Raw genomic sequence first — 11,906 nt, 5'->3', positions numbered from 1 at the left:
GAGGGAACGCCCGTTCCTGAGCCTTCACAGGCTCGGGGACGGGCGTTTCTGCGTTTTCGCACCAGAACCTTCCCGTGGGCGCCGACGCTGGACGGCATCTCGCGACAACGTTGCTTGTCGCGGGCGCCGACATGTTGGGTGACATTCCCGCGGCAATGCTTTTCCTGGGCGCCGGCATCGAGGGTTGGCATATTGGCCGGCTGGTGGGCGTCATCTGCCTTTTTCGTGCTCGCGTCCGACGCTTGACCTCGGCATCGTGTCGCTCGGTTGGTGTGCCGGCGAGGCTTTTGGTTGGCCGGGCCGTGGTGTTCGGGCTTTCGGAGCGCGTCGAGCCGCTGTTGGGTCCTGCACAGGCCGGCCGCTCGGGGGGAGCGGCCGGGCGGCGGGCGGGTCAGTTGCGGGTCTGGGCGGCGTCGCGGATGGTGACGAGGAGTTTGGCGGCGTCGGGTTCGGTGCGGCCCGGGAACATGGCCAGGGCGAGGCTGCCGTGGTCGGCCCAGCCGCAGACGGGCATGTCGGTGCCGTCCGTCTTGGTGGTGCCGCACTTCATCGTGCCGCCCAGGGCGCCGGGGTCGACGTTGTGGATGCCGGTGACGTCGCCTTGTTCGTCGTCGAGGATGCCGAGGGACGTGTCGAGGTCGCTCTCCGGGGTCCAGATGAGGGTGGTGCCGCCGAAGAAGAGGACGTCGTTGGGGGTGCCGTCGGAGTAGACGCCGCCGACGGCTTCGTCCAGGTCCACCTCGGCGGAGAGGGCCGTCTGGAGATAGTCGGCCGTGGAGCGCCCCTCTTCTGTGGTGTCCAGCTTCAGGGCGCCGATCTGGGGTGGCGCGACGAGCGTGGCGTCCTTCTGACTGGCGATGCGCCATCCTGCGTACCCGATGGCTCCTGCTCCGGCGAGGGTGACCGCGAGGAGGGAGCCAAGCACGATGGTCTTGGTCCGGGAGCGGGGTGCTTTCTCGCCCTCGTCGGTCTCGCCGTCGGCCGGCTCGGTGAGGGCGAAGGGGAGGTCGGATATCTCCATCGGCTCGGACGACGGGCCGGGACTGATCGTGGGGCCGGCGTGGGGCTCGGGCGATGACGACGTGGAGGCTGGCCCGGTCGACGGGCCGGGGTGGGGCTCGGAGGACGGGGTCGCCGGGGCGGGACTGGTCGCCGGGCCGGGGTGGGGCTCGGGCGACGAGGGTGCCGGGGCGGCGTGGGGCTCGGAGGCCGGGGACTCGGCGGGCAGGCCGGGGCGGTCGGGCATCGCGCGAGCCTAGCAACATTCGTCGAGCCGCCGGAGGCGTTGTCCACAGGCCTCCCGGGCGTTGTCCACAGGCAGGGGCATCCGTTTGCAGCCTTCCGCCGCCCCCTCCGTAAACTTGCCGAGTGACCGAAGCGACCGATACCCGCACCCCCGACAGCCGGCCCACCGGTGCCCTCTCCGCTCAGTACCAGCCGGGCGAGGTAGAGCAGCGGCGGTACGAGCAGTGGGTATCGCGCGGCTACTTCCAGGCCGACGAGACGAGTGACAAGCCGCCGTTCGCGATCGTGCTGCCCCCGCCCAACGTGACGGGCTCGCTGCACGTGGGCCACGCCCTCGACCACACCATTCAGGACGCGCTGAGCCGGCTCAAGCGGATGCAGGGCTTCGAGGTGCTGTGGCTGCCGGGCATGGACCACGCCGGCATCGCCACGCAGAATGTCGTCGAGCGGCAGCTGGCGGCGCAGAAGCTCTCGCGGCACGACCTGGGCCGGGAGAAGTTCGTCGAGCAGGTGTGGAAGTGGAAGGCCGAGTCCGGCGGCGCGATCCTGGGCCAGATGAAGCGGCTCGGCGACTCCGTGGACTGGAGCCGGGAGCGCTTCACCATGGACGAGGGCCTGTCGCGGGCCGTGCAGACGATCTTCAAGCGGCTGTACGACGACGAGCTCATCTATCGGGCCAACCGGATCATCAACTGGTGTCCCCGCTGCCTCACCGCGCTGAGCGACATCGAGGTGGACCACTCGGACGACGACGGCGAGCTGGTGTCGATCCGCTACGGCGACGGCGACAACGCGATCGTCGTGGCGACCACGCGGGCCGAGACGATGCTGGGTGACACCGCGGTCGCCGTGCACCCCGACGACGAGCGCTACAAGCACCTGGTCGGCACCGAGGTCGAACTGCCGCTGACCGGCCGGCGCATCCCGATCGTGGCGGACGAACACGTCGACCCGTCGTTCGGGACCGGTGCGGTCAAGGTGACGCCGGCGCACGACCCCAACGACTTCGAGATCGGCCAGCGGCACGATCTGCCGAGCATCACGATCATGGACGAGCGGGCCGTGGTGACGGTGCCCGGGCCGTTCGAGGGGCTGGACCGTTACGAGGCCCGGCCGGCCGTGGTCGCCGCGCTGCGCGAGCAGGGGCGGATCGTCGCGGAGAAGCGGCCGTACGTGCACTCGGTCGGGCATTGCTCGCGGTGCAAGACCACCGTCGAGCCGCGCCTGTCGCTGCAGTGGTTCGTCAACACCACGCCGCTGGCCCAGGCGGCCGGTGACGCGGTGCGCGACGGCCGCGTGCGGATCGAGCCGCCGGAGCTGGCCAAGCGCTACTTCGCCTGGGTCGACAACATGCACGACTGGTGCATCTCCCGCCAGCTGTGGTGGGGGCACCGCATTCCCGTCTGGTACGGGCCCAACGGCGAGATCGTGTGCGTCGGACCGGACGAGGAGCCGCCGTCGGGCGAGGGCTGGAAGCAGGACGAGGACGTGCTCGACACGTGGTTCTCGTCCGGGCTGTGGCCGTTCTCGACAATGGGCTGGCCCGACCGGACGGCGACGCTGGCCAAGTTCTATCCGACGTCGGTCCTCGTCACCGGCTACGACATCCTGTTCTTCTGGGTCGCCCGCATGATGATGTTCGGGCTCTATGCCATGGACGGCGTGCAGCCGTTCAACGTGGTCAACCTGCACGGCATGGTCCGCGACGGCCACGGCAAGAAGATGTCCAAGTCGTTCGGCAACGTCGTCGACCCGCTGGACTGGATCGAGCGCTACGGCGCCGACGCGACCCGGTTCACGCTGGCGCGCGGGGCCAACCCTGGCTCCGACGTGCCGATCAGCGAGGAGTGGTGTCAGGGCTCGCGCAACTTCGCGAACAAGCTGTGGAACGCCACCCGGTTCGCGCTGATGAACGGCGCCACCGTCGACGGCGACCTGCCTGCCCCAAGCGAGCTGTCGACGATCGACAAGTGGATCCTGTCCCGGCTCCAGCACGTCGTGGGCGAGGTCGACGAGCAGTTCGCCGCCTACGAGTACGCGAAGGTGTGCGACACCCTCTACCACTTCGCGTGGGACGACGTCTGCGACTGGTACCTCGAGCTGAGCAAGCCGGTGCTGGCCGGGACCGGTGCGGAGGCCGCCCGTACGAGGCGGGTGCTGGGCCATGTCCTCGATCAGCTGCTGCGGCTGCTGCACCCGGTGATGCCGTTCGTGACCGAGGAGCTGTGGACCGTACTGACCGGGGGTGAGACCGTCGTGCGCGCCGCCTGGCCGGCGGTCGACGCCGCGCTGATCGACGACGCCGCCGAGGAGGAGCTCGCCGCGCTGCAGAAGGTCGTGACCGAGGTCCGGCGGTTCCGGTCGGACCAGGGGCTCAAGCCGAGCCAGCGGGTCAGCGCCGCCCTCACCGGCCTGGGCACCGCGGGCATCGACACGCACGAGTCGCTGATCCGCTCGCTGGCCCGGCTCGATGCGCCGGCCGAGGGCTTCACGGCCACGGCGACGCTGGCGATCACGGGCGGTGTGACCGTTGACCTCGACACCCGGGGGACGATCGACGTCGCCGCCGAGCGGGCCCGGCTCGAGAAGGACCGGGCCGCGGCGGAGAAGGAAGCCGCCCAGTGCCGGGGCAAGCTCGGCAACGAGGCGTTCGTCGGCAAGGCCCCCGAGCACGTCGTGGCGAAGATCAAGGACCGGCTCGCCACGGCCGAGGCGGACCTCGAGAGAATTGCCGCGGCCCTGGAAGCGTTGCCCACGGCATGAGCACCTCACTAATTCACCAGGGACAGGTGCGGGCATGAGTACGTACGACGAGGTGACGGCCGCGCTCGACGCGCGCGGCTTCACCCGCATGGCCTTCGACATGCAGAAGATCCGCGACCTGATGGACGTGCTGGGCAGCCCGCAGCGGGCGTACCCGTCGATCCATCTGACCGGCACCAACGGCAAGACCTCCACCGCCCGGATGATCGACAGCCTGCTGCGCGCGCACGGGTTGCACACGGGGCGCTACACCAGCCCCCACCTCGAGACGGTGCGCGAGCGCATCAGCCTCGACGGGGAGCCGGTGTCGGAGGAACGGCTCGCCGCCACCTATGACGAGGTGGCGCCGCTCGCCGACCTGATCGACAAGCGCGCCGCCGAGCCGCTGACCTACTTCGACATGACCACGGCGATGGCGTACGCGACGTTCGCCGACGCCCCGGTCGACATCGCAGTCGTCGAGGTCGGGCTGGGCGGCGAGGAGGACGCCACCAACGTCATCGAGGCGGGCGTGTGCGTCATCACCCCGATCGGGCTCGACCACACCGAGTGGCTGGGCGACACGATCGAGGACATCGCCTGGGCCAAGGCCGGCATCATCCACCACGGCGCCACCGTCATCACCGCGCTCCAGACCGAGGAGGCGATGCGGCCGCTGCTCGAGCGCACCGCCGAGATGGGCGCCACCCTGGCCCGCGAGGGCAGCGAGTTCGGCGTGATCCAGCGCGACCAGGCGGTCGGCGGCCAGGTGCTGACCCTGCAGGGCCTCGGCGGCGTGTACGACGAGGTGTTCCTGCCGCTCTTCGGCGCGCACCAGGCCCAGAACGCCGCCCTCGCCCTCGCGGCGGTGGAAGCCTTCTTGGGCGCGGGGCCGAACAAGCAGCTGGAGCTCGACCTGGTGCGCGAAGGATTCGCCGGCGTCGACTCGCCCGGCCGGCTCGAACGCGTCCGCAGCGCCCCTACGATCCTGCTCGACGGCGCGCACAACCCGCACGGCATGGCGGCCACCGTCACGGCGCTGGAGGAGGAATTCGCCTTCCGGCACCTCGTCGCGGTCGTCGCGGTCCTCGGCGACAAGGACGCCTCCGGCCTGCTCGACCTGCTCGAGCCGTTGGCCGCCCGGATCGTCGTGACGCAGAACAGTTCGCCGCGCTCGATGCCGCTCAACGAGCTGTCGCAACTGGCCACCGACATCTTCGGCGAGGACCGGGTGACGGTCGCGGAGAACATGCCGGACGCCATCGAGGAGGCGGTGGTCCTCGCCGAGGAGGACACCGACGGCGAGCTCAGCGGGGTCGGCGTACTGATCACCGGGTCCATCGTCACGGTGGCCGACGCCAGGAAGCTGCTGAAGAAATGAGCACACCGCCCGGCAACGACCGGCCCGCGGACGACACCATCAACGGGGTACGCCGGTCGGGGCTGAAGAATCCGGCCGCGGCGGTGCGCGGGCTCGGGGCGGGGACGCTGACGCTGGAGGCGATCGTTCTCCTCCTGGCGATCCAGCCGATCCGGGTGCTGGGCGGCCACCTCAGCGGCTGGGGCGTCGGATCCGTCGTGGCGCTGGCCGTGCTGGCGCTGCTGCTGGCGGGCACGATGCGGCGTCCGTGGGGCTGGACCGCGGGGTCGGTTCTGCAGGTCCTGCTGCTGGCCACCGTGTTCTTCCACTGGTCGCTCGGTGCGCTGGGGCTGATCTTCGGGGCGACGTGGCTGTACGCGTTGTACGTGCGCCGGGCGTTGTCGAAGGAGCCGCCGCCGCGCGAGGGGCCGCCGCCTTCGGCTTGAGGTTGCCCGGTGCGGTGGAGGATCGGCGTTGCCGTCTCGCCCCTGGTTTGGCACTGCTTCGAGTAGGCGGCGTGGCACCGCTTCGAGTGGGCGGCTTGGGACTGTTTCGAGTGGGCGGCGTGGCACCGCTTCGAGCGGGCGTTGTGGGACTGCTTCGAGCGGGCGTTGTGGGACTGCTTCGAGCGGGCGGTGCAGGAGGACTGCTGCGGGGCGGGGACTTGCTTGAGAAGACGAACGGCCGCCGGTTGATCCGGCGGCCGTTTTGCTGTCCGGCGACGTGATGTTCTGCTTCCTGGCCGGGTGATCTTTCGCTTTCCGGCGAGGTGATCCTTTGGTTTCGGCCAGGCGATCCTTTGGGTCTCGGCCAGGCGATCTTTCGCTTTCGGTCAGGTGATCGGAGGGGCGGGCGGTTGCCGGGTCAGTGGATGGCCCGCCACTGGGTGATGGCGATGTTGTGCTTGTCCGGGTCGAGGAATGAGGCGGCCCAGAGCTCGAGCTTGTCGCCGCGGTTGACCGGGCGGGGGCCGTGCACGAACGTGATGCCCTTGCGCTTGAGCTCCTCGTAGACCGCTTCGACGTCGCCCACCTCGAGGTTCAGGTAGACCAGCCGGCCCATCGAGGTCAGATCGTGCACCGCGCGCAGCACCAGACGGGTCTCGCCGGAGGCCAGCACGGCGCTGCCCGGGCCGGCATCGATCTCGTAGAAGCCGAGCATCTCCTTGTAGAAGTCGATCGACCGGGCGAGGTTCGTCACCAGCACCGTGATGCCCACCCCGTGGATGGCTCCGGCGGGACCCGGGCGGGCACTCGGGTACGCCGTGATGAGCTCGTCGGCGCGGTCGCCCGGCTCGAACCCGCCCTCCAGATCCGACCAGGGGTTGCTCGGCGCGCGTCCCGGGGCAGGGCGGCTCCAGGCGGCGCGATCGGCGGGCGGCGGGTTGCTGGGGGCGCGGTTGCCGGACGGCTGGCCGCCCGGGGCGCGGTTGCCGGGAGACGCGTTGCCGGGGGCGCGGTTGGACGACAGCGGGCTGCCCGAGGTGCGCCGGGGTGGCGGCGGGTTGCCCGGTGTGCGGTCCGGTCCGGGTGACGTGGTGGGGGCACGGTCGGCTTCGGGCGGGCTAGGTGCGCGGGCGGCGTCGGGGGGAGTGGAGGCGGCGCGGTTGGCGTCGGCTTCCGGCGGGGTGGCGGCGTCGGGGTCGGTCGGCGTTGTGGGGCGGTTCTCCGGCGGGTTCGGTGCGGGCGGGGGTGTGCGCTTGGCGGAGACCGCGGCGGGAGGCGGCTCGGTTGCGTCGGGCTCGGAGGCGGGTTCGGGCTGGGGCGGGGGTGTGGTGCGGGCCGCCGAGGTCGCATCGGGCCGTGAGGGGGACTCATCGCCGTACGGCGGGGTGGACGGGGGCGGGGGTGTGGTGCGAGGTGATGCGGCTTCGGGGTGGTTGGCGGAGACGGCGGCCGGTGGGGGCTGGGTCGGCGGAGGAGATGCGGGAGGTGGGGTCACGGGGGTCGGGTTCGGTGGCGGGGCTGAGGTGGCGGTGGGGGTGCGGGGGGTCGAGGAGGGCTTCGGTTCGGGGCGGGGGCGTGCGTAGGGGGACGGGACGCGGGCGGATACGGCTGCGGGATCGTCGGGTCGGGCGGAGTGGCCCTGGGCGGGCGGGGGTGTCGGGATCGGGGCGGGGTGCGGGGCGTCGGGGCCGGTAGTGGAGTGGTCTGCCTCGGTGGCGTCCGGCCCGGGGGTGGAGTGGCTTGCGGGGGCGTCCGGCCTGGTGGAGGGGCGGCCGGCTTCGGGGGTGGGGGCGTTGGGCGCGGCCGAGGGGTGGTGGGGCTCGGAGGTGGGGCGGTTGGGCTGGGCGAAGGTGTGGTCGGCTTCGCGGGCGGGGCGGGTGGGCTCTTCGGCGGAGTGGTCCTTCTTGGGGCGGAAGGCGCCGGCTACTGCGGCTACTCCGGCGGCTACGGCGGCGGCCAGGCCGGTGGCGTGGCCTACCGGGCGGGGCTGGGGGGCTTCGTCGGGTTCGATGGGAGGGGACTGCGGGCGTTCGACCGAGCCCACCAGGGGGTGGCCGGGGGCTTCCGGGCCGGCTGACGGGTGGGTGGCGGCCTCCGGGCCAGTCGGCGCGCGCGTGGCGGCTGCCGGATCGGCCGCCCGGCGAGTGGTGGCTTCCGGGCCGGCTGACGGGTGGCCGGGGGCTTCCGGGGCGGCCGACGGGTGGGTGGGCGCTGGGGCTGGGGAGGAGGGGGCGGGGGCGGGGGGACGTTGGGCGGCGCGCTGTTCCCAGGGGGGTGGTTCGAGGTCGCCCAGGAGGTCGTCGTCCGGGGTTCGGGTGGGGCGGTCGGGGGAGAAGGCGAAGCGGTCCGACGGGCGGGTGGGGTGGTCTTCGGCGGGGGGCGCCACGATGCCTGCGGACAGGGAGGGTTCGGTGCGGGGGCGGGACTCCGGGGCGGGGTCGGGGTCGCCGTCCAGGGGGAGGTCGATGTCGTCGTGGGCTGCTTGGGCGGCCTGTTCCGAGACCGGGGGGACAGGCTTGGCGGATGGTTCGGGCTGGGCGTCAGGGAGCGACGTCGGCGGGGCTTCAGGGCGCGACGTCGGCGGGGACTCCGTGCGTGATGCGGCGGGGGCTTCGGAGCGCGCGGCGGCGGGCGGCTCGGGGGACGTCGTCGGTGCGGGTGCTGGGGAGACCGGCGCGGACGGGGCGGCGGAGCGCGCCGAGAAGGCGGCCGGGGAGGTTGGCGCTGCCGGAGACATTGGTGCCGCTGGGGAAGTGGGAGACGGGTGCGGGTGCGGGCGCGGCTTGGTGCGAGGTGCGGCGGTCGAGGCGGCAGCGGTCGGGCCGGCGGCGGTCGAGGCGGCAGCGGTGGGTGCGGCCGCGGCGGCGGTAGCGGTGGGCGACGGGCTGGTGGGAGCGGAGCTGGGCGACGGGCTGGTGGGAGCGGAGCTGGGCGACGAGTTCGTGGAAGTGGAGCTGGGAGAGGAGGCGGTGGGAGAGGGCGCGGCGGGGGAAGAAGGGGCGGGCTCCGGGCGTACCTCTGCGGGGTCTTCCTCGCCGGGGGGCGGGGCGGTGGCGGTGGCCGTGCGGGCGCGGTGGGGGAGGGGCCGGCCGTAGGGGTCGACGTCCGCGCCGACGAGCTGGCCTTCCAGTATCGGGCCGCCCGGGTCGTCGCGGACTATCACCGAGGACGCCGCGGGGGGTGGGGGCGGGGGGATGTCGTCGTCGGCGAGGGTTCGGGGGGACGGGGGCGGCGGGGGCGGTTCGTCCGGGCCGCGGCCCCAGGTGCGGTCGCGGGTGACCCAGGGCGGGGGCTCGGGTTCGCCGCCCAGGAGGTCGTCGTCGGGGAGGTCCTCGTCGTAGTAGCGCGGCGGGGTGTTGCTGACCGTGGCCTCGCGGGTCTCGGCCTCGTCCCAGTTGATTTTGACGCGGCGCATGTCGTCGACGTCGACGGTGACCGGGACCATGTCGCCGACCATGGGCCACTTGGAGACGGGCACCCGGGGGTCGCGGACGGTGACCTCGGTCGGGGACAGGCCGGGAGCGATGACCAGGATCAGCAGCTCGGCGCGGCCGTAGATGGAGGTGGTCGGCGGGTCGGAGATGGCCTTGACCTGGGCGTTGCCGGCGATCCAGGCGCGGGCGCCGCGGCGGGCCATGGTGACCGTGCCGACGACGAAGGCGAGGACGAGCATGACCAGGCCGAGGACCACGATCGCCCAGCTGCCCATGCCGAGGCCGAACACCATTACGAAGGCCGCGATGCTGCCGACCACGATGGCGACGACTTTGCGCGCCTGCGCGACGGGACGGCCGTTCGGGTTCGCCACTGTGACCTCCTGAGGGGTCCGCGTCCGGCGTGCGACCGGTTAGCGGAGCATGTCCCGTCAGGTTACGTAGAGTCGCCCGACGGTGGAAAGTGGCGGTTCCGTACCGGAAGCGAAAGTCCCGGCCAGCGGGCTGGGAGGAAAGAGCAACCGATAGGCTGACAGCGAAAATCGGCGTGTCATCTTGCCAGTAGGAGGCTCCACCCGTGTCTGAAAGCCCCGCCGAGCGCACTCTCGTCCTCGTCAAGCCCGACGCGGTCCGCCGCGGCCTTCTCGGCGAGATCCTCGGCCGCTTCGAGCGCAAGGGCCTCGCCATCGAGGCGCTGGAGCTGCGCACGATGGACGCCGAGCTGGCCGACCAGCACTACGCCGAGCACGTCGAGCGCGACTTCTACCCGCCGCTCAAGGCGTTCATGACCGGTGGCCCGCTGGCCGCGGTCGTGCTCTCCGGCGACGAGGCGATCGCCGTCGTGCGCGCGCTCATCGGCTCGACCGACGGGCGCAAGGCCGCCGCCGGCACGATCCGCGGTGATCTGGCCCTCTCCAACCGGGAGAATCTGGTGCACGCCTCCGACGGGCCGGACAGCGCGAAGCGCGAGCTTGCCCTCTGGTTCCCGAAGCTCTAACCGGGAATTCATGTCACGCCGATAGACCGGCGACATGACACTGATCAATCGACGCACGCTGCTGCGGGCCGGGCTCGCCGGCGGGGCCTTGAGCGTCATTCCGGGCGGCCCGGCCTTCTCTCAAAGGCCGGGTCGCCCGCTGCTGACCCACGGCGTGCAGAGCGGCGACGCCCTGGCGAACTCGGCGATCGTCTGGACCCGCGCGGACCGGCCGTCGCGCATGTGGGTGGAGGTCGGCCGCCGTCCCGACCTGCGCGACGCGCGCCGGGTGCGGGGCCCGCTGCTCACTCCGGACACCGATCACACCGGCAAGGTGCGTCTGCGCGGGCTTCCGCCGGGGGAGCGCTTCTTCTATCGCGTACGCGCGGAAAGCCTGGATCGTCCCGGCCTGCTCAGCGAGCCCGTCCCCGGGCAGCTGACCACCGTCTCGACGCGCAAGCAGGACCTGTCGTTCGTGTGGACCGGTGACGTGGTCGGGCAGGGCTGGGGCATCGATCCCGCGTACGGCGGCCTGAAGATCTTCGAGTCGATGCGCCGCCGCCGGCCGGACTTCCTGCTGCACAGCGGGGACACGGTGTACGCCGACGGGCCGCTCGCCGAGCAGGTGACGCTGCCGGACGGCCGGATCTGGCGCAATGTGCTGACCGACGCCAAGCTGAAGGTGGCCGAGACGCTCGGCGAGTACCGCGGCCAGTACGCCTACAACCTGCTCGACGACGCCTACAAGGCCTTCGCCGCCGAGGTGCCGCAGATCAACCAGTGGGACGACCACGAGGTCACGAACAACTGGTACCCGGGCGAGATCCTCGACGACGCGCGCTACACCGAGAAGCGGGTCGACGTGCTCGCGCGGCGCGCGCACCGGGCGTACCACGAATGGGTGCCGATCCCCGGCGCGACCGGACCGGTCTACCGCAAGATCTCCCAGGGTCCGCTCCTGGACATCTTCGTGCTGGACATGCGCACGTTCAAGGACCCCAACGACGGCAACACGTACGTCGACAAGAACCGTGGTCTCCTCGGACGTGAGCAGCGCGAATGGCTGATCCGCGGGCTCAAGGAGTCGACGGCGACCTGGAAGGTGATCGCCAACGACCTGCCGCTCGGCATCGTCGTCCCGGACGGCTCGGCGGCTCAGGAGGGCGTCGCGCAGGGTGACAACGGGACGCCCAAGGGGCGGGAGCTGGAGTTCGCGCAGGTGCTGCAGCAGGCGCACCGGGCGGGTGTGACGGGCATCGTCTTCCTGACCGCGGACGTCCACTACAGCGCGGCGCACCACTACGACCCGGCGCGGGCGGCGATCCGCGACTTCACGCCGTTCTGGGAGTTCGTGTCGGGGCCGGCCCACGCGGGTGCCTTCGGGCCCAACGCGCTCGACGGGACGTTCGGGCCGGACACCGCGTTCATCCACACGCCGCCGGTCGCCAACGCGTCGCCGGCCGAGGGGTTCCAGCACTTCGGCGAGGTGCGGATCGACGGGCGTACCGGGGCGTTCCGGGTCGATCTGCGCGACCGGGACGGGGTCTCGCTGTGGGGTGTCACTCTGGAAGCACCGCGCCGGCACTGACCGAGGTCATTTGCCGTCTTACGCGGTAAATGCCGAGCCCGGCACGGACGCTGGGCGGCGGGGGCGGTACGGGCGTCGGATAATGTCCTACCGCCCCCACCCGTCCCTGCAGCTC

At 71.9% G+C, this 11,906-nt stretch carries 7 protein-coding genes; 5 read left to right on the top strand and 2 right to left on the bottom strand.

The annotated features are described in order from the left end of the window. Nucleotides 1-391: 391 nt before the first annotated feature. Complete coding sequence (locus RAN62_RS33560) at nucleotides 392-1,246, bottom strand: hypothetical protein (RefSeq protein WP_305788851.1); 855 nt, start codon at nucleotides 1,244-1,246, stop codon at nucleotides 392-394. Between the two features lie 122 nt (nucleotides 1,247-1,368). Here RAN62_RS33560 and RAN62_RS33555 point away from each other — a divergent pair, with 122 nt between their 5' ends. From RAN62_RS33555 to RAN62_RS33545, 3 genes are read left to right on the top strand one after another with little or no spacing between them, the layout of a single operon-like run. Then, a complete protein-coding gene (locus RAN62_RS33555; RefSeq protein WP_305788850.1) occupies nucleotides 1,369-4,008 on the top strand; it encodes a valine--tRNA ligase in 2,640 nt (879 codons plus the stop codon). Between the two features lie 34 nt (nucleotides 4,009-4,042). After that, nucleotides 4,043-5,368, top strand: a complete 1,326-nt coding sequence (locus tag RAN62_RS33550; protein WP_305788849.1) for a bifunctional folylpolyglutamate synthase/dihydrofolate synthase — start codon at nucleotides 4,043-4,045, stop codon at nucleotides 5,366-5,368. Then, entirely contained in the window at nucleotides 5,365-5,793 is a 429-nt protein-coding gene (locus tag RAN62_RS33545; protein WP_305788848.1) for a DUF4233 domain-containing protein, read from the top strand. The genes RAN62_RS33550 and RAN62_RS33545 overlap by 4 nt, the downstream gene beginning before the upstream one ends. A 418-nt stretch (nucleotides 5,794-6,211) precedes the next feature. On the opposite strand, the gene RAN62_RS33540 is transcribed toward RAN62_RS33545, so the two are convergent. Further along, nucleotides 6,212-9,601, bottom strand: coding sequence for a VOC family protein (locus RAN62_RS33540; protein WP_305788847.1), 3,390 nt, complete (start codon nucleotides 9,599-9,601; stop codon nucleotides 6,212-6,214). A gap of 203 nt (nucleotides 9,602-9,804) precedes the next feature. On the opposite strand from RAN62_RS33540, the gene ndk reads away from it, so the two are divergent. Continuing rightward, complete coding sequence (ndk, locus tag RAN62_RS33535; protein ID WP_305788846.1) at nucleotides 9,805-10,224, top strand: nucleoside-diphosphate kinase; 420 nt, start codon at nucleotides 9,805-9,807, stop codon at nucleotides 10,222-10,224. Nucleotides 10,225-10,258: 34 nt separating this feature from the next. After that, nucleotides 10,259-11,791 (top strand): alkaline phosphatase D family protein, encoded by a 1,533-nt coding sequence (locus RAN62_RS33530; RefSeq protein ID WP_305788845.1) that lies wholly within the window; start codon nucleotides 10,259-10,261, stop codon nucleotides 11,789-11,791. The last annotated feature ends 115 nt before the right edge of the window (nucleotides 11,792-11,906 follow it).

Source organism: Symbioplanes lichenis (genome assembly GCF_030709675.1).
Lineage (GTDB): Bacteria > Actinomycetota > Actinomycetes > Mycobacteriales > Micromonosporaceae > Actinoplanes > Actinoplanes lichenis.
Note: the sequence above shows the minus strand (reverse complement) of the source record. Positions and strands in the feature narration are given on the sequence as shown.